This is a genomic window from Pseudomonas sp. LBUM1679 (assembly GCF_059695565.1).
This window is the reverse complement of the sequence record NZ_CP166774.1, coordinates 2,008,685-2,026,272: the sequence shown is the minus strand read 5'-3', so window position 1 is coordinate 2,026,272 and position 17,588 is coordinate 2,008,685. Positions and strand designations below refer to the sequence as shown.

At 61.4% G+C, this 17,588-nt stretch carries 16 protein-coding genes; 11 read left to right on the top strand and 5 right to left on the bottom strand.

Going from position 1 to position 17,588, the window contains the following annotated elements; genetic code table 11:
• Window positions 1-118: 118 nt before the first annotated feature.
• From asd to leuC, 5 genes are all read right to left on the bottom strand, one after another.
• Window positions 119-1,231: an aspartate-semialdehyde dehydrogenase gene (asd, locus tag ACA062_RS09340; protein WP_064676830.1), complete on the bottom strand. Its 1,113-nt coding sequence runs from the start codon at window positions 1,229-1,231 to the stop codon at window positions 119-121.
• Window positions 1,232-1,300: 69 nt separating this feature from the next.
• Window positions 1,301-2,383 carry a 3-isopropylmalate dehydrogenase gene (gene leuB, locus ACA062_RS09335; protein WP_497456121.1) on the bottom strand — a complete coding sequence of 361 codons (1,083 nt, stop codon included), beginning with the start codon at window positions 2,381-2,383 and terminating at the stop codon, window positions 1,301-1,303.
• Window positions 2,384-2,519: 136 nt separating this feature from the next.
• Window positions 2,520-3,287 carry a class I SAM-dependent methyltransferase gene (locus ACA062_RS09330; protein ID WP_497456120.1) on the bottom strand — a complete coding sequence of 256 codons (768 nt, stop codon included), beginning with the start codon at window positions 3,285-3,287 and terminating at the stop codon, window positions 2,520-2,522.
• A 138-nt stretch (window positions 3,288-3,425) separates the two neighbouring features.
• The gene (leuD, locus tag ACA062_RS09325; RefSeq protein WP_497456119.1) at window positions 3,426-4,070 is read right to left on the bottom strand and encodes a 3-isopropylmalate dehydratase small subunit; all 645 of its coding nucleotides are present in this window, start codon (window positions 4,068-4,070) and stop codon (window positions 3,426-3,428) included.
• 11 nt (window positions 4,071-4,081) lie between these two features.
• A complete protein-coding gene (gene leuC, locus ACA062_RS09320; RefSeq protein WP_064676826.1) occupies window positions 4,082-5,500 on the bottom strand; it encodes a 3-isopropylmalate dehydratase large subunit in 1,419 nt (472 codons plus the stop codon).
• Between the two features lie 148 nt (window positions 5,501-5,648).
• Here leuC and ACA062_RS09315 point away from each other — a divergent pair, with 148 nt between their 5' ends.
• The 11 genes from ACA062_RS09315 (at window position 5,649) to ACA062_RS09265 (ending at window position 17,582) form a co-directional block, all read left to right on the top strand.
• Window positions 5,649-6,539: a LysR family transcriptional regulator gene (locus ACA062_RS09315; protein ID WP_128869748.1), complete on the top strand. Its 891-nt coding sequence runs from the start codon at window positions 5,649-5,651 to the stop codon at window positions 6,537-6,539.
• Between the two features lie 75 nt (window positions 6,540-6,614).
• The gene (locus tag ACA062_RS09310) at window positions 6,615-9,893 is read left to right on the top strand and encodes an EAL domain-containing protein (RefSeq protein WP_497456118.1); all 3,279 of its coding nucleotides are present in this window, start codon (window positions 6,615-6,617) and stop codon (window positions 9,891-9,893) included.
• 704 nt (window positions 9,894-10,597) lie between these two features.
• Window positions 10,598-11,335: a PAAR domain-containing protein gene (locus tag ACA062_RS09305; RefSeq protein WP_497456117.1), complete on the top strand. Its 738-nt coding sequence runs from the start codon at window positions 10,598-10,600 to the stop codon at window positions 11,333-11,335.
• Window positions 11,292-11,870, top strand: coding sequence for a DUF2515 family protein (locus tag ACA062_RS09300; RefSeq protein WP_497456116.1), 579 nt, complete (start codon window positions 11,292-11,294; stop codon window positions 11,868-11,870). Before ACA062_RS09305 ends, ACA062_RS09300 begins: the two co-directional genes overlap by 44 nt.
• A complete protein-coding gene (locus ACA062_RS09295; protein WP_497456115.1) occupies window positions 11,867-12,484 on the top strand; it encodes a hypothetical protein in 618 nt (205 codons plus the stop codon). The genes ACA062_RS09300 and ACA062_RS09295 overlap by 4 nt, the downstream gene beginning before the upstream one ends.
• Window positions 12,481-12,675, top strand: coding sequence for a hypothetical protein (locus ACA062_RS09290; protein WP_497456114.1), 195 nt, complete (start codon window positions 12,481-12,483; stop codon window positions 12,673-12,675). Before ACA062_RS09295 ends, ACA062_RS09290 begins: the two co-directional genes overlap by 4 nt.
• The gene (locus tag ACA062_RS09285) at window positions 12,672-13,277 is read left to right on the top strand and encodes a hypothetical protein (protein WP_497456113.1); all 606 of its coding nucleotides are present in this window, start codon (window positions 12,672-12,674) and stop codon (window positions 13,275-13,277) included. Before ACA062_RS09290 ends, ACA062_RS09285 begins: the two co-directional genes overlap by 4 nt.
• Before the next feature lie 137 nt (window positions 13,278-13,414).
• Window positions 13,415-14,038: a CDP-alcohol phosphatidyltransferase family protein gene (locus tag ACA062_RS09280; protein ID WP_497456112.1), complete on the top strand. Its 624-nt coding sequence runs from the start codon at window positions 13,415-13,417 to the stop codon at window positions 14,036-14,038.
• 10 nt (window positions 14,039-14,048) lie between these two features.
• A complete protein-coding gene (locus ACA062_RS09275) occupies window positions 14,049-15,803 on the top strand; it encodes a bifunctional alpha/beta hydrolase/class I SAM-dependent methyltransferase (RefSeq protein WP_497456111.1) in 1,755 nt (584 codons plus the stop codon).
• Entirely contained in the window at window positions 15,803-17,137 is a 1,335-nt protein-coding gene (locus ACA062_RS09270; RefSeq protein ID WP_497456110.1) for a phosphatase PAP2/dual specificity phosphatase family protein, read from the top strand. Before ACA062_RS09275 ends, ACA062_RS09270 begins: the two co-directional genes overlap by 1 nt.
• A complete protein-coding gene (locus tag ACA062_RS09265; RefSeq protein ID WP_497456109.1) occupies window positions 17,127-17,582 on the top strand; it encodes a hypothetical protein in 456 nt (151 codons plus the stop codon). The genes ACA062_RS09270 and ACA062_RS09265 overlap by 11 nt, the downstream gene beginning before the upstream one ends.
• Window positions 17,583-17,588 lie beyond the last annotated feature (6 nt).

Below are 17,588 nucleotides of genomic sequence, written 5' to 3'. Positions count from 1 at the left end.
GTAGGAGCTGGCTTGCCAGCGAAGGCGTCCTGCTGGGCAACCCATCAACCCCAGACTGCCCAAAATAAAAAAACCCGCACCTCCTTCAAGGCACGGGTTTTTTGTTTACTTCAACCGATCAACGCTCGAGCAGAATCCGCAGCATGCGACGCAGCGGTTCGGCCGCGCCCCACAGCAGCTGGTCGCCGACGGTGAAGGCACCCACGTACTGCGTGCCCATGTTCAGCTTGCGCAGACGGCCCACCGGGACGTTCAGGGTGCCGGTGACTTTCGTCGGGCTCAGTTCCTGAATGCTGGCTTCGCGGCTGTTCGGTACCAGCTTGACCCAAGGGTTGTGCTGGCTGATCAGCCCTTCGATGTCGGCGATCGGCACGTCTTTGTTCAGTTTGATGGTCAACGCCTGGCTGTGGCAGCGCATGGCGCCGATACGCACGCAGATACCATCGACCGGGATCGGGCTCTTGAAGCGACCAAGGATCTTGTTGGTCTCGGCCTGGGCCTTCCACTCTTCGCGGCTCTGGCCGTTTGGCAGTTCCTTGTCGATCCACGGGATCAGGCTGCCGGCCAGCGGTACGCCGAAGTTTTCGGTCGGGTAGGCGTCGCTGCGCATGGCTTCGGCGACACGACGGTCGATGTCGAGGATCGCGCTGGCCGGGTCGGCCAGTTGATCGGCGACAGCGGCGTGGGTCGCGCCCATCTGCTTGATCAGTTCACGCATGTTCTGCGCGCCGGCACCGGAGGCCGCCTGATACGTCATGGCGCTCATCCACTCCACCAGGCCGGCTTCGAACAGACCGCCCAGGCCCATCAGCATCAGGCTGACGGTGCAGTTGCCGCCGATGTAGTTCTTGGTGCCCGCGTCGAGCTGCTGGTCGATGACCTTGCGGTTCACCGGGTCCAGCACGATCACCGCGTCATCCTGCATGCGCAGGCTGGAAGCGGCATCGATCCAGTAGCCCTGCCAGCCGGCTTCACGCAGTTTCGGGAAGACTTCGCTGGTGTAGTCGCCACCCTGGCACGTCAGAATCACGTCGAGGGTTTTCAGCTCTTCAATGCTGTAAGCGTCCTTGAGCGGAGCAATGTCCTTGCCCACGGACGGGCCTTGGCCACCGACATTGGAAGTGGTGAAAAACACCGGCTCGATAAGATCGAAATCCTGCTCTTCCAGCATCCGCTGCATGAGCACGGAACCGACCATACCGCGCCAACCGATCAGACCTACACGTTTCATCGCAACTACACCTTCTTTAAAAAGTGGGCCGCTGCCTTCAAGAGTGAAAATCGCAGCGGGCCCGAGAGATTACAGATTCCGCAGCGCGGCGACTACTGCGTCGCCCATTTCCTGCGTACCGACTTTAGTGCAACCGGCCGACCAGATGTCGCCTGTACGCAGCCCCTGGTCCAAAACAAGGCTCACAGCCTTCTCGATCGCGTCTGCAGCGCCCGCTTGGTTGAAGCTGTAACGCAACATCATCGACACCGACAAAATGGTCGCCAACGGGTTGGCAATGCCCTGGCCCGCGATGTCCGGCGCCGAACCGTGGCACGGCTCGTACATGCCCTTGTTGTGGGTGTCCAGGGAGGCCGACGGCAGCATGCCGATGGAGCCGGTGAGCATCGATGCCTGGTCGGACAGGATGTCGCCGAACATGTTGTCGGTGACGATCACGTCGAATTGCTTCGGTGCACGCACCAGTTGCATGGCGGCGTTGTCGACGTACATGTGGCTCAGTTCGACTTCAGGGTAATCCTTGGCCACTTCCTCGACGATTTCACGCCACAGCTGGCTGGAAGCCAATACGTTGGCCTTGTCCACCGAGCACAGCTTCTTGCCGCGGACCATGGCCATGTCGAAACCGACACGGGCGATGCGGCGGATTTCGCTTTCGCTGTACGGCAGGGTGTCGTAGGACTGACGCTCGCCGTTTTCCAGGGTGCGGGTGCCACGTGGCGCGCCGAAGTAGATGCCGCCGGTCAGCTCGCGAACGATCAGGATGTCCAGGCCTGCAACGATTTCAGGCTTCAGGCTCGACGCCTCGGCCAGTTGCGGGTAGAGGATCGCCGGACGCAGGTTGCCGAACAGGCCCAGTTGCGCACGGATCTTCAGCAGGCCGCGCTCCGGGCGAATGTCACGCTCGATGGCGTCCCATTTCGGGCCGCCCACGGCGCCCAGCAGTACGGCATCGGCAGCACGTGCGCGATCCAGGGTTTCGTCGGCCAGGGGCACGCCGTGCTTGTCGATGGCGGCGCCGCCGATCACGTCGTGGCTCAGCTCGAAGCCCAGGCTGTACTTGGTGTTGGCCAGTTCCAGCACCTTGACCGCTTCGGCCATGATTTCCGGGCCAATACCGTCACCTGGGAGAATCAGAATCTGCTTGCTCATGCTTTCCTCATGTCATCAGTCGGTGCGCCCCAAGGGCGCGCCCGGAAAAAGTCTATCGCTCGGCGGCTATTGTTCAGAGCTTATCGTTTAGAGCTCATCGTTTAGAGCTAATCGTCCAAAGCTTATCATTCAGCGCTTATCGTTCAGCCATCAACACCAGCACATCGGTACTGAACGAACCATCGGCCTCAATCTCAAAATATTCGCGCACTTCGTTGCCCATCGACTGCTGCAACTCGCGGATCGCCGCGCGCATCACGGGCGGCGTGCGCATGCGCTCGACCCAGCTGTTGTACTCCAGGCGCAAGCGTTGGCGGGTGGTGCTGCGGGTATGCAACCCCGCTTCACTGACCTGGCGCAACCACTCACCGGCGCAATAATCGCGCACGTGGCTGGTGTCGCGCAGCACTTCGACGCTTTGCAGGTAAGTGTCGAACAGCGGACTGCCCGGTGACATCACGTCGACGAACGCCGCCACCCCGCCCGGCTTCAGCACCCGGCGAACTTCCCGCAGGGCCAGCCCGAGGTCGCTCCAATGGTGCGCCGAATAACGGCTGAACACGAAGTCGAACTCGCCATCGGCGAACGGCAGGCGCTCGGCGGCGCCGTTGACCGTGGTCACGTTGCTCAGGCCACGGTCGACAGCGGCGGCTGCGACCACGTCGAGCATTTGCCGGGACAGGTCGTAGGCCACCACTTCCTTGACCAGCGAGGCCACGTGAAAACTCACGTGACCGGCACCGCAGCCGAGGTCCAGCACCCGGGCGTCGCCCTGACCTGCCAGTTCAGCCTGTAGCAGGGCGAATTCGGTGCCTTGAGCGTGAACGGCGCTGCTCAGGTAGGCGGCGGCCTGTTCACCGAATTGCTTTTGGACTACCTGGCTGTGCTGGGGGGTGTTGGTCATGGGGACTTCCTTTTTGGGGGTTAGTCTGGTGTTGTCTAGGCGGGCCTCTTCGCGGGCAAGCCTCGCTCCTACAGGGGAATGCATTTCAATTGTAGGAGCGAGGCTTGCCCGCGAAGGCGTCATCCCGCCCTACGCAAATCAAGCGTCGCGAAACAACCAAGGCTGACTGGCCCGGTGCTTGGCTTCAAACGTCGCAATCGCCTCGTGGTCCATCAACGTCAGGCCGATATCGTCCAGCCCGTTGAGCAGGCAATGCTTACGGAACGCGTCGATTTCAAAGCGCAACACCTTGCCATCCGGACGCATCACGGTCTGAGCTTGCAGATCAACCTGCAACTGGTAGCCCGGCGTCGCCTCAACCTGCTGGAACAGCTCATCAACTTCAGCGTCGCTCAAGATGATCGGCAGCAAGCCGTTCTTGAAGCTGTTATTGAAGAAAATGTCGGCATAGCTCGGCGCGATGATGCTGCGGAAACCGTACTCTTCCAGCGCCCACGGCGCATGTTCGCGGCTGGAGCCGCAACCGAAGTTCTCACGCGCCAGCAACACGCTGGCACCTTGATAACGTTCGGCGTTGAGCACGAAGTCCTTGTTCAGCGGACGCTTGGAGTTGTCCTGATACGGCTGCCCCACATCCAGGTAGCGCCATTCATCGAACAGGTTCGGGCCGAAACCCGTGCGCTTGATCGACTTCAAGAATTGCTTTGGAATGATCTGGTCGGTGTCGACGTTGGCACGATCCAGAGGCGCGACAAGACCGGTGTGCTGGGTAAAAGCTTTCATGCTGCGCTCCTTCAGATCAATTCACGGACATCGACGAAACGCCCGTTCACAGCGGCGGCGGCGGCCATGGCCGGGCTCACCAGGTGGGTACGGCCACCGGCACCCTGACGGCCTTCGAAGTTACGGTTGGAGGTCGAGGCGCAATGCTCGCCACTTTCCAAACGGTCCGGGTTCATTGCCAGGCACATCGAGCAGCCCGGCTCACGCCATTCGAAACCGGCGTCGAGGAAAATCTTGTCCAGGCCTTCCGATTCGGCCTGAGCCTTGACCAGGCCCGAGCCCGGCACCACGATGGCCTGCTTGATGGTCGACGCCACTTTGCGGCCCTTGGCGATCACTGCCGCCGCACGCAGGTCTTCGATCCGCGAGTTGGTGCAGGAACCGATGAACACCCGGTCCAGCTGGATGTCGGTGATCGCCTGGTTGGCGGTCAACCCCATGTACTTCAAGGCGCGCTCGATGGAACCACGCTTGACCAGGTCCATTTCCTTGGCCGGGTCCGGCACGTTCTGATCAACGGCCAACACCATCTCGGGCGACGTGCCCCAGCTGACTTGCGGTTTGATCTGGGTCGCGTCGAGTTCGACGACGGTGTCGAACTTCGCGTCCTTGTCAGTCACCAGGTCTTTCCAGGCTTCGACAGCCAAGTCCCATTCCGCGCCTTTCGGGGCAAATGGACGGCCCTTGACGTATTCCACGGTCTTTTCGTCCGCCGCCACCAGGCCGACACGCGCACCGGCTTCGATGGACATGTTGCAGATGGTCATGCGGCCTTCAACGGACAAGTCGCGAATCGCGCTGCCGGCGAACTCGATGGCATGGCCGTTACCGCCGGCGGTGCCGATCTTGCCGATCACGGCGAGGACGATGTCCTTGGCAGTCACGCCGAATGGCAGTTTGCCCTCGACCGACACCAACATATTCTTCATTTTCTTGGCGACCAGGCACTGGGTGGCGAGCACGTGCTCGACCTCGGAAGTGCCGATACCGTGCGCCAGGGCACCAAAGGCGCCATGGGTCGAGGTATGGGAGTCGCCGCAGACCACGGTCATGCCCGGCAAGGTAGCACCCTGCTCCGGGCCGATGACGTGGACGATGCCCTGGCGGACGTCATTCATCTTGAATTCGACGATGCCGTATTCGTCACAGTTATCGTCGAGGGTCTGAACCTGCAGACGCGAGACCTCGTCGGCAATGGCTTCGATGCCACCCTTGCGCTCCGGCGTGGTCGGTACGTTGTGGTCCGGGGTCGCGATGTTGGCATCGATGCGCCAAGGCTTGCGCCCGGCCAGACGCAGGCCTTCGAAGGCTTGCGGCGAGGTCACTTCATGGATGATGTGACGATCGATGTAGATCAGCGCAGAGCCATCGTCGCGCTGCTTGACCAAATGCGAATCCCAGAGTTTGTCGTAGAGCGTTTTGCCGGCCATCAGACGGTTTCCTCATCATTTTGTTTCTATGCCCTGGGCTTTGAACGGTTCAATAACCCTTTGGCTTGTGAGGTCGATCCTAGGGGGTTACATTAAATAACTCAAATTCATATTTTTCATGCTTTGGATAACCAACTGGAATACTGCAATGGACCTGGCCAACCTCAATGCTTTCATAGCGATTGCCGAGACCGGCAGCTTCTCCGGCGCCGGTGAACGGCTGCACCTCACGCAACCGGCCATCAGCAAGCGCATCGCCGGGCTGGAGCAGCAGCTGAAGGTACGCCTGTTCGACCGCCTGGGTCGTGAAGTCGGCCTGACCGAGGCCGGCCGCGCCTTGCTGCCGCGGGCCTATCAGATTCTGAACGTGCTGGACGACACCCGCCGCGCCCTGACCAACCTGACCGGCGAAGTCAGCGGCCGCCTGACCCTGGCCACCAGTCACCACATCGGCTTGCACCGCCTGCCGCCTTTATTGAGGGAGTTCACCCGGCGCTACCCGGAGGTGGCGCTGGATATCCAGTTCCTCGACTCGGAAGTGGCCTACGAAGAAATTCTCCATGGTCGCGCCGAGCTGGCGGTCATCACCCTGGCGCCGGAGCCCCACGCCCTGGTCAAGGCCACGCCCGTATGGGACGACCCGCTGGATTTCGTGGTCGCCCCGGAGCATTCGCTGATCAGCAACGGCCCGGTCAGCCTGGCGGACATTGCCCTGCACCCGGCGGTATTCCCCGGCGGCAACACCTTTACCCACCACATCGTCCAGCGCCTGTTCGAAGCCCGGGGCCTGACGCCGAACATCGCCATGAGCACCAACTATCTGGAAACGATCAAGATGATGGTCTCGATCGGCCTGGCCTGGAGCGTGTTGCCGCGCACCATGCTCGACGAGCAAGTGGCACGAATACCTTTACCGGGCATACAACTGACTCGCCAGCTAGGCTATATCCTGCACACCGAACGGACGCTCTCGAATGCGGCACGGGCCTTTATGGCCCTGCTGGATGCACAAATCGATGGGCCAGGGATTCAGGGCTAAGCTGTGCTACGTCCATAGAGTCAATTTCGCCGTGAACGTCCGTGCCTAACGCCCAATTCAGCCCAAGGCTTGAAAATGCCGAAATCTGTTGACCGAATTCCGCCGATGCCGCGTATTCAGGCGCTGGACCCGAAACGGTCCGAGCAGAGCTGGGAAAGTGCGCCGCAATTACTGGCCGCGCTCAACGGCGCGCGCCTGGGTGCCTGGTATTGGGACATCGAGCGCGGGCAGATCAGCTGGTCGCGGGGCACCCAGGCGTTGTTCGGCTTCGATCCCCGGCAACCGCTGCCGGCCGATCTGGAATACCTTGACCTGTTGCCACCCGAGGACCGGGCGAAAACCATACGCGCCTTCCACGCGGTGATCGCCGGCGCCCCGCTGGAACAGGCGATGCACCACCGCATTCAATGGCCTGATGGCAGCCTGCACTGGCTGGAGATCAACGGCAGCCTGCTGCCGGACAAGCACGGCCGGCCACGGATGATTGGCGTCATCCGCGAAATCACCCACCAGCGTCAGCGTGAACAGGCCCTGAGCAGTTCGGAAAAACGCTTCGCCACGCTGTTTCACCTGTGCCCGAACATGGTGTTGCTGACCCGCCAGGAAGACGGCCTGATCAGTGAAGCCAACCAGTATTTCGAAAGCCTGTTCGGCTGGCCGGTGCAAGACGCGATCGGCCGCACCACCCTCGAACTGGGCCTGTGGGTGCACCCGGAACAACGGGCACAACTGGTCAAGGCGACCAAGGCCAAGGGCGAATTGACCAGCATGGAGGTGCAGTTTCGCGCCAGCAACGGCCAGGTCCACGACGGCATCCTCAGCGCGCAGAAAGTCGAGCTCGAAGGCCAGCCCTATCTGCTGAGCACCTTCCTCGATACCACCGAACGCAAAGCCGCCGAACATGCCCTCAAAGACAGCCAGGAACGCCTCGACCTGGCCCTGGATTCGGCGCAACTGGGCACCTGGGACTGGCACATTCCCAGCGGCATGCTCTACGGTTCGGCGCGGGCCGCGCAACTGCACGGGCTGGAGGCCAAACCTTTCCATGAAGCCTTCGACGATTTTTTCGAAGGCGTGCCCGGCGAAGAACGCGACAGCATGCGCGACGCCTATCGCAGCTTGCGCGAAGGGCCGGCCGGCAATTATCAGCTGACCTACCGCGTGCAGCTGCCGGACGGCAGTTCGCGCTACCTGGAAAGCCGCGCCCGCCTTTACCGCGACGACAAGGGCGCGCCGCTGCGCATGGCCGGCACGCTGCTCGACATTACCGATCAGGTGGAACGCGAACAGCGGCTGGTGGCCTCTGAAGAAAAATTCGCCACCCTGTTCCAGGTCAGCCCGGACCCGATCTGCGTGACCCACCAGGACACCGGCCTGTTCATCGAGATCAACTCCAGCTTCACCCAGACCTTCGGCTGGAGCACCGCCGAGGTGATTGGTCGCAGTGCCGACGAAATCGGCCTGTGGGACGCTTCGGCGAATAGCCTGCGGCGGATCGAACAAGTCATCCGCGAACAAGGCCTGAACAATGTCGCGATCCTGGTTCAGCACAAAGACGGGCAGCCCCTGACCTGCGTGATTTCCAGCCGCCAGATCAGCGTCGGCGACCAACCGTGCATTGTCACCAACCTGCGCGACATCACCCAGCAGCAACGCTCGGAAGCGGCGCTCAAGGCCAGCGAAGAGAAGTTTGCCAAGGCCTTCCACTCCAGCCCCGACGCCATCACCATCACCGAGCGCGACACCGGACGCTATCTGGAAGTCAACGATGGCTTCTGTCGCCTGACCGGCTATCGCGCCGACGAAGTGATCGGCCGCACGGTGTACCAGGTCGGCATCTGGGCCGAGGAAAAACAACGTTCGACGCTGCTGGCCGAGCTACAGCTCAAGGGCCGGGTTCATCACCTGGAGATGCTCGGGCGCAATAAACGCGGCGAGCTGCTGACCGTCGAAGTCTCGGTGGAACCCATCACCCTGAACGAAACCGCTTGCCTGCTGCTGACGGCGCGGGACGTCAGCCTGCTGAAAAATGCCGAAGCGCAGATCCGCCACCTGGCCTACCACGACCCCTTGACCAACCTGCCCAACCGCGCGCTGCTGATGGATCGCCTGAGCCAGCAGATCGCCCTGCTCAAGCGCCACAACCTGCGCGGCGCCCTGATGTTTCTCGACCTCGACCACTTCAAGCACATCAATGATTCGCTTGGCCATCCGGTGGGCGATACGGTGCTGAAAATCATCACCGCGCGCCTTGAAGCCAGCGTGCGCATGGAGGACACCGTTGCGCGGCTGGGGGGCGATGAGTTCGTGGTGCTGCTCAGCGGCCTTGAAGGCTCGCGCAACGAGGTCAGCGATCAGGTCCTGGATCTGGCCGACACCTTGCGTGAACTGCTGTCCGAACCGATGTTCCTCGACGGGCAGCGCCTGCAAGTGACCCCGAGCATCGGCATCGCGCTGATTCCCGATCACGGCTCGACCCCGACCGACCTGCTCAAGCGCGCCGACATTGCGCTCTATCGGGCCAAGGATTCGGGCCGCAACACCACGCAGATGTACCACAACACCATGCAGAAGGCCGCGAGCGAACGCCTGCGCATGGAAACCGACCTGCGCCAGGCCCTGTCCCGCGGCGAGTTTCGCGTGCATTACCAACCGCAGGTGGACGCGCGTGACGGCCGCATCGTCGGCGCCGAGGCGCTGGTGCGCTGGGACCATCCGGAATTCGGCGCACAGTCACCCACGGAGTTCATCAAGGTGCTGGAGGACAGCGGGCTGATCCTCGAAGTGGGCAGCTGGATCATCGACGAGGTCTGCGCCGCCTTCAAACAACTGATCCGCAAAAACCTGGTCGATCCGCTCGACTTCAGCCTGTGCGTGAACATCAGCCCGCGACAATTCCGCCAGAACGACTTCGTCGAACGCATCGAACGCAGCCTCGCCAGTCACGGCCTGCCCTGCTCGCTGCTGAAACTGGAAATCACCGAAGGCATCGTCATCCAGAACCTGGAAGACACCATCAGCAAAATGCGCCGCCTGAAAAAACTCGGGGTAAGCTTTGCCATGGACGACTTCGGCACCGGTTACTCCTCGCTGACCTACCTCAAGCGCCTGCCGGTCGACACCCTGAAAATCGACCAGTCCTTCATCCGCGACGCCACCACCGATCCCAACGATGCCGAGATCATCCGCGCTATTGTCGCGATGGCCCGCAGTCTGGAATTGAAGGTGATTGCCGAAGGGGTGGAAACCCAGGACCAGCTGGATTTTCTGCAGGGGCTGGGCTGCCATTTCTATCAGGGGTATCTGCACAGCCGGCCGTTGCCGGTGGAGGCGTTCAAGAAACTCCTGAAATAACGCGGCTCTTGTATCTTGGGCCGCCCCATCCTTGACGCCGCGCTGTCGCGCATGGAACCGCGGCGCTTTCTGTGGGAGCGAGACCGGCTTGCCGGCGAAGGCGGCCTGATGGCCGGCGGGTTTGTTTGATCGTGTACATATCCATTTCTGCGGTCACGGCGACTTAGGGTTCCGCCCTTACGGCGGGTCACTTGGAAAAGCCCCAAGTAACCAAGGGCTCTTGCCCCTTTCGTTCGGTGCCTCGCTAATGCTCGGCATGCCCTCGCTCCGGTCCTGCTCCGTGGGCCCGCCGCGATCGGCCATCCATGGCCGTGCGCGGCTAACCCGGCATCCATGCCGGGTTGCCCACTGCACAGAACCTCCACTCGGCCTCTCGAGGGGGCGTACACCGCAACAGCCAAAACGAGGCGGCCTGCCAGCCGACCTCGCTCAACGTGAACGCATTACCCTGTAGGAGCTGTTGAGCGAAGCGAGGCTGCGATCTTTTGATCTTCGCGCCGGTTATGGCGCTGCAAGACCAAGATTGAATCTCCATTTCCTACACGTTTCCAGGAAACGTCCGATTTACCTTCACCCCCCCTTCACCGACCCTTCGCGCTGCACGTTGCCATGCCTCGATTCATTCGGGAGCCAGTGCATTTTGATCGTTAGCCGGCGCCCCAGAGCGCCTTGCTCAAGTCGCCTGCAGACAAGGACCTCAATCAATGGCAGTCGGTTATTACATTCGCCAAGGCGACAAGACCACCTGCGGCGGCACGGTGCTGGATGCGGAACCCTGCATTACGATGTTTGGCGAAAACCATGCCCGCGACGGGGATCGGGTTTCCTGCGGAATAACCGGTAAGACCTACGTGATCGCCGGTGGGATTTCGCATATGCGAAGCAAGGGCCGGCTCTTGGCCGGTACGCTGGACAGCCTCAGCACTTGCCCTTGCAGAGCCGAGTTGATCCCCTCGCTAAAAACGGCCACTTACTCCTCCAGAGAGGCCGTTGCGCCGCAAGGCACCCGTGCCGCAGCTCAGCCAGCCACTCCAGCATCCCGCAGCGATCCGGCAGTACCACACCCATCCAGCCATGCGCCGGCGCGAACGGCGCCCTCACCGTCTTTCAGTGAACTGCCAGGGCTGGTCTGTCAGAACCTCTGGCGCGGGTATCAACAACGCGCCGAAGCCATCGTGGCGCCGGGCGGCGTACTGATTGCCGACCCCAAGGCGCGAAATCGTGCGATCAATGCCACCTATGCGCAGTTGTGGATTGAAGATCAGCGTTTTCAATGGGCGGGACTTGCGGCGTTCGCTTCCAAGCAGGTTGGCTGTGGACTGCTGCATGCGGCGGATTCGATCGAGAAGATTCAGGGCCAGCATGAGGCGGGGCTTCGCAGTGATGACGCATTCATAAGTGGGCAACACGACACTCTTTCTGGATGTGTTTCCGCTGCATGAGTTTTACAAGGAACGGGGGCTGTGGTCGCTCAAGACTTGCCTGCCTTCACGTAGCGGTATCTATGGATCCGATAAGCCTCCAGTGCTATGGCCAATTGAGCAGAAGACTCTAAAGTTCGGTACTGACCATCAGCAAATACTACAAGCCTTCGAGGCCATTGAAGCAGGCAACATCGCTGAAAGCATTGTGCATTTGGCTTGGCACGAACAACAAAACATCTTGCAACCGGCGATGTACAGCGACCAGTGGTTGGTAAAACTGCTATTCGGAAATCATCTCGCCTACGTTACCAATTTCCCCTCTGGCGCTGCTGCAGCCGTTGAACTGACACTGGCCAGCCAGTGCCGTTCCAGCGAGGACGGACGTACGGTAGGCTTCAGCAATGATTATGTCGCCAACCTGGCCGACATCGATCAGCGTATGCCTTTCGTGCTCAAGGCTGCTGAGCAATTTGACAAGCTGCTGCAGCGCTCTGATCGCCAGCTGATTGAGCAGGCGATTCTGGACATTGTCGGAGGTCGTGGCGTGCGATGAGCCTGCTGCAACGCATAGGTTGGCGACGCGGCATCTTAGCTCTGGCAGTCGTGACTATCCTGATAGTGGCGGCGAGTCGGGCGCTTTCGGATGACCCGGAAATTGCACTGATGATTGGCGAGCCTTGGGAAGACATGCGCCAGCGCTCAACTGCGACCATAGATCCAGTTATTCCTGGCCAATTTTGGGGGAGATTACCCAAGTCGGATGCTCGCCTTCGTTTCCTGGATTCCCAATTCGGATTCGTAACCCCACTGGCCCGCTTTTTCGCCGTTAGTTTCAATAGCGATGAGTTAGTGGCAAGTGTCCGCATGTCCCCTCAGCTTGAGCCACTGCTGCTCGACGACACTCTCAAGGTTGTGCTGGATCTGCAGGAGCAATGGCATCAAGGAGGCTGGACACCCATCCGCGTCAATGAATTTCCCTCGTTCGCCGACACCCCGCAATGGCGGGCACAGCTAATGGATGAGACTACAGGCGGAAAAGCCTACTGGCATGCGGGCGACCAGTATCAGGTGATGTTGGTGGTCAATCGGTTCAGGGACGATAAGCGACCTACGGAGGAACGCTATCTCATCACGCTGTCACTCGGCGCGCCATGGGTGAATCCTTGACTTCCCATCTTGGTGACGGACGCACGGTGAGCTTCAGCAACGATTACGTTGCCAACCTGGCCGACATCGATCAGCGCATGCCTTTCGTGCTCAAGGCTGCTGAGCAGTTTGATAACCTGCTACGGCGCTCCGATCGCCAACTGATTGAACACGCAATTCTCGACATTGCCGCAGGTCGGGGCGTGCGATGAGTCTGCTACAGCGCATAGGTTGGCGAAGCGGGATCTTGGCACTGGCAGTCGTGGCTCTCCTGATAGTGGCGGCGATTCGCATGCTTTCGGATGACCCGGAAATTGCACTGATGATTGGCGAGCCTTGGGAAGATATGCGCCAGCGCTCCAGCGCAGCCATTGCTCCAGCGATTCCCGGGCACTACTGGGGACGATTACCGAAATCGGATGCCCGTCTCCGTTTCATAGATCCTCAGTACGGCTTCGTGACCCCGCTGGCTCGTTTCTTCACGGTCAGCTTCAACAAAGATGAGTCAGTCAGCAGCGTGCGGATGTCGCCGCAGATTGAGCCGTTGTTGCTCGACGATACACTCAAGACCGTGCTGGATTTGCAACAGCAATGGCATCAAGCGGGCTGGATACCGATCCGGGTCAGCTACGATCCTCCCTTCGCTGACACCCCACAATGGCGTGCCCGACTGCGGGATGTGAACAAAGGTGGCAAGGCTTATTGGCGAGCGAGCGACAGGTATCAAGTGATGTTGGTGGTCAATCGTTTCAAGGACATTAAGCGCCCAAAAGAGGAGCGCTACCTCATCACACTGCAACTTGCCACGCCATGACCCTCTACCTCAATGACAGACACACCACCAGCATCTCCTCAGTCAACCGAACGAGCTCCCCCCAAGAACCCATCTACACTGAAAAATCGCCTCGACCCAAACTCGACCCACACTGTTTCCCCTGAGATCCTACCGACGTGCCCAGCATCTACCAGATCAAACCGGCCTTTCAAAACCTCCTGCGACCATTGGTGCAACGACTGTTCAACCAGGGCACGACCGCCAACCAGATCACCCTGACAGCAGGCATCGGCTCGGTGCTGGTGGGTGCGGTGATCGCCGGTTTCGTCCAGCACCCGTGGGTATTTTTGCTGGTGCCGGCCTGGATGATCCTGCGCATGGCGCTCAATGCCATCGATGGCATGCTCGCCCGGGAGTTCAACCAGCAGTCGCATTTGGGGGCCTATCTCAATGAGCTGTGCGATATCGCCGCCGACTGTGCGCTGATCCTGCCGTTCGCCCTGCTCCCGGGCGTCAGCCTGTGGTTGGTGCTGCTGGTCGCCCTGCTCGCCTTGTTCAGCGAATACAGTGGCGTGCTGGGGCCGATGGTTGGCGCTTCGCGGCGCTATGACGGGCCCATGGGCAAAAGTGATCGGGCTTTTGTGCTGGGGGTCGTGGCGGTCGCTATTGCATTGGGCTGGATCAGCGCCCTGTGGATCAATGCCGTGTTCGCGATCATCGCCGCATTGTTGGTTTACACGCTGATCAACCGGGTCCGCCAGGGCCTCAAGGAAGTACAGGAAGACATCCCTTCAGCATAAGGACAATGCAATGCGCGAAGCTCAACATCAGACGTTCACCACCCATGACGGCGTGGAATTGTTTTACCGCTACTGGCCTGGTACCACGGCCCCGGGCGAACCACGCCAGGCCGTGCTGTTGTTTCACCGCGGCCATGAACACTCCGGGCGTATTGCCCATCTGGTGGATGAACTGAATCTGCCCGACCATGATTTCTTTGCCTGGGACGCCCGCGGTCATGGCCTCTCGCCCGGCGCCCGCGGCGACAGCCCGGGTTTTGCCACCAGCGTGCGTGACGTGCAGACCTTCTGCGATCACCTGGGCGCGGCTTACGGTATCGATGAAGAAAATATCGCGGTGATTGCCCAGAGCGTCGGTGCGGTGATCGTGGCCACCTGGGTCCACGACTACGCGCCACGCATACGCTCCCTGGTGCTGGCGTCACCGGCGTTCAAGGTCAAGCTCTACGTGCCCTTCGCGCGTCAGGGGCTGGCGCTGATGCGCCGGTGGCGAGGCAACTTTTTCGTCAACAGCTACGTTAAAGCGCGTTTTCTCAGCCATGACCCGCAAAGGGTCGCCAGCTACGACAACGACCCGCTGATCACCAAGGCGATTTCGGTCAATGTCCTGCTCGGCCTCTACGACGCTGCCGAGCGAGTGGTGGCCGATGCCCAGGCCATCCAGGTGCCGACGCAGCTGTTGATCTCCGGCGCCGATTTCGTGGTGCATCGCCGACCTCAGGAACAGTTTTTCGAGCGTCTCGGCAGCCTGCACAAGGAAAAACATGTCCTGCCAGGATTCTTCCACGACACCTTGGGTGAGCAACGTCGCGAAATCGCCGTCGCCAGCGTACGTCGTTTTATCCTGCACAACTTCGAACAACCGGCTGCCCGCCCTTCCCTGCTGGCCGCCGACCGCCTGGGCCTGACCTGCGCCGAATCAGAATCATTGGCCGCGCCATTGCCGCACAATTCCCTGCGTGACCTGTATTGGCGCATGACCCGCGCCGGCATGGGCCTCGGCAGCCGGCTGTCGTCCGGGCTCAAGCTGGGTTTCGACACCGGTTTCGACTCCGGCAGTACCCTGGACTACGTCTATCGCAACACGCCCACCGGCACGTCTGCCGTTGGCCGCCTGATCGATCGTAACTACCTGGACTCTATCGGTTGGCGTGGCATTCGCCAACGCAAGCTGCATGTCGAGGAACTGCTGCGCCTGGCCATGGCGCAATTGCGTGATCAGGGTCGCGAAGTGCGCATCGTCGACATCGCCGCCGGGCACGGGCGCTACATTCTGGAAGCCTTGCAGGGCATCGACCCGCTGCCCGAGTCGATCCTGTTGCGCGACTACAGCGACATCAACGTGCGCGACGGCGGTGCGCTGATCCGCGACAAAGGCCTGGAGGCCATCGCCCGATTCGTCAAGGGCGATGCCTTCGACCGCGCCGACCTCGCCGCACTCGATCCCAAGCCGACCCTGGCGGTGGTGTCCGGCCTGTACGAGCTGTTCGCCGACAACCAGATGGTCAGTGGCTCGCTCGCCGGACTGGCCGACGCCGTGGAACCCGGTGGCTATCTGGTCTACACCGGCCAGCCCTGGCACCCGCAGCTGGAACTGATCGCCCGCGCCTTGACCAGTCACCGTGAAGGCCAGGCCTGGGTCATGCGCCGGCGTACCCAGGCGGAAATGGACCAACTCGTAGCCGCCGCCGGCTTTCGCAAGATCGGCATGCGGGTCGATGAATGGGGCATTTTCAGCGTATCCCTGGCGCAACGGATGCAATGATGCCCCTGAATGCCACATCCGCACGCGAACCGGGCCTGTTGAAACCGGCACTGCTCTGGCTGTTGCTGTTGGCCCCGCTGTTCTTCGCCACCTACGGCTTCGCCACCTGGGTCACCACTCAACGGGACGATGTCGCCAGCCTGGTGTTCGACTGGGAAACCCGGATGCCGTTCTGGGCCTGGAGCATCGTCCCGTACTGGTCCATCGACCTGCTCTACGGCCTGTCGCTGTTGCTGCCCGCCAGTCGCCTGGAACTCAGGCGCCATGCCCTGCGCCTGATCACCGCCCAGTTGATCGCAGTCAGTTGTTTTCTGATCTGGCCGTTGCGCTTCACCTTTGCCCGGCCCGAACTGGACGGCGTGTTCGGCTGGCTGTTCGATGTCCTGGCAGGTTTCGACAAGCCGTTCAATCAGGCTCCCTCCCTGCACATCGCGCTGCTGGTGGTGTTATGGAGTTGCTACCAGCGGCACTTGCGGGGCCTGTGGCGCGGGTTGATGCATGGCTGGTTCATCCTGATCGGGCTGTCGGTGCTGACCACTTACCAGCACCATTTCGTCGACCTGCCCACCGGTGCGCTGCTCGGCTGGCTGTGCGTCTGGCTGTGGCCACTGGAGGGTCCCGACCCTCTGCACGGAGCTCGCCTGGCTGTGGATAGAAAACGCTGGCAACTGGCGCTGTATTACAGCTTGGGTGCCGCAGCCTTCATGATCCCGGCCTTTTCGATGAGGGGCGCGTGGCTGTGGTTGATCTGGCCAGCAGTGGCCCTGTTGCTGGTAGCGCTCAATTACGCCGTGCTGGATGCTCGCGGTTTCCAGAAACGTGCCGACGGACGTCTGTCCCCCGCGGCACGCTGGCTGCTGGCACCCTACCTGGCGGCGGCGTGGCTCAACTCGCGCCTGTGGACCCGCCACCACCCGCAGCCCGACCGGGTGATCGATCACGTTTGGCTCGGACGCCTGCCAGGCCGACAGGAACTGCAGCACTCGCCCTTTCGGGCGGTACTCGATCTGTGTGTAGAGCTATCGCTGAACGCGGATTCGGTGACTTACCGCTCGCTGCCGCTACTGGACCTGACGGTACCCACCGCCGCGCAATGCCAGGCAGCGGCCGAGGCGATCGAAAGCCTGCGCCAGCAAGGTCCGCTGCTGGTCTGCTGCGCCCTGGGCTATTCACGCAGTGCCATCGCGGTCGCCGCGTGGCTGCTGCACAGCGGCAGGGCAGCCAGTGTCGATGACGCCATCCTGCTGATTCAGCGTGCACGTCCGGGGATCGTTCTGAGCACTGCGCACCGACAGGTGCTGCAGCAGTTACCGGAGCACGCCTGTGTCCACTGATATGCAGCTGCAAACGACCGCCAGCCTGTTGCGCCGTGGTGGTTCGCTGGACCGGCTGTCTACCGGGCTGACGCTGCTGGGGGCCTTGCTCGGCCTGGGCCAATATGTCGTGGCCAGCCCGGGAACCTGGGGGTTGACCTGCAGCGGCGCGCTGCTGGTGCTGGGCCTGTGGCAAAAATACTGGGCACTGCGGGTCGCGTTCGATGCCGATCTGTTCCAGCATCTGGCCGCCCGTGCACAAGACCTTCCCGAACGCACCCAGGCCCTGGACCATGCGCTGACGGCGCTGGGCCTGCAGCCCGCCGACCGTGGCGGTCGTCCCTGGCACGAACGGATCTCTGGCGCTCTGACGTTGTTACGCCGCCAGGCATTGCTGGTGGCGGCACAAGTGCTGCTGACCCTGGTTTTCATTGTGGCCGGCCCCTGGCTGACCTTTGCTGGATAAGGAGTT

Excerpts from the sequence above, each read along its gene's own strand:
- asd (WP_064676830.1), bottom strand. The coding sequence starts at position 1,231 with ATGAAACGTGTAGGTCTGATCGGTTGGCGCGGTATGGTCGGTTCCGTG.
- leuB (WP_497456121.1), bottom strand. The coding sequence starts at position 2,383 with ATGAGCAAGCAGATTCTGATTCTCCCAGGTGACGGTATTGGCCCGGAA.
- ACA062_RS09330 (WP_497456120.1), bottom strand. The coding sequence starts at position 3,287 with ATGACCAACACCCCCCAGCACAGCCAGGTAGTCCAAAAGCAATTCGGT.
- leuD (WP_497456119.1), bottom strand. The coding sequence starts at position 4,070 with ATGAAAGCTTTTACCCAGCACACCGGTCTTGTCGCGCCTCTGGATCGT.
- leuC (WP_064676826.1), bottom strand. The coding sequence starts at position 5,500 with ATGGCCGGCAAAACGCTCTACGACAAACTCTGGGATTCGCATTTGGTC.
- ACA062_RS09315 (WP_128869748.1), top strand. The coding sequence starts at position 5,649 with ATGGACCTGGCCAACCTCAATGCTTTCATAGCGATTGCCGAGACCGGC.
- ACA062_RS09310 (WP_497456118.1), top strand. The coding sequence starts at position 6,615 with ATGCCGAAATCTGTTGACCGAATTCCGCCGATGCCGCGTATTCAGGCG.
- ACA062_RS09305 (WP_497456117.1), top strand. The coding sequence starts at position 10,598 with ATGGCAGTCGGTTATTACATTCGCCAAGGCGACAAGACCACCTGCGGC.
- ACA062_RS09295 (WP_497456115.1), top strand. The coding sequence starts at position 11,867 with ATGAGCCTGCTGCAACGCATAGGTTGGCGACGCGGCATCTTAGCTCTG.
- ACA062_RS09285 (WP_497456113.1), top strand. The coding sequence starts at position 12,672 with ATGAGTCTGCTACAGCGCATAGGTTGGCGAAGCGGGATCTTGGCACTG.
- ACA062_RS09275 (WP_497456111.1), top strand. The coding sequence starts at position 14,049 with ATGCGCGAAGCTCAACATCAGACGTTCACCACCCATGACGGCGTGGAA.
- ACA062_RS09270 (WP_497456110.1), top strand. The coding sequence starts at position 15,803 with ATGCCCCTGAATGCCACATCCGCACGCGAACCGGGCCTGTTGAAACCG.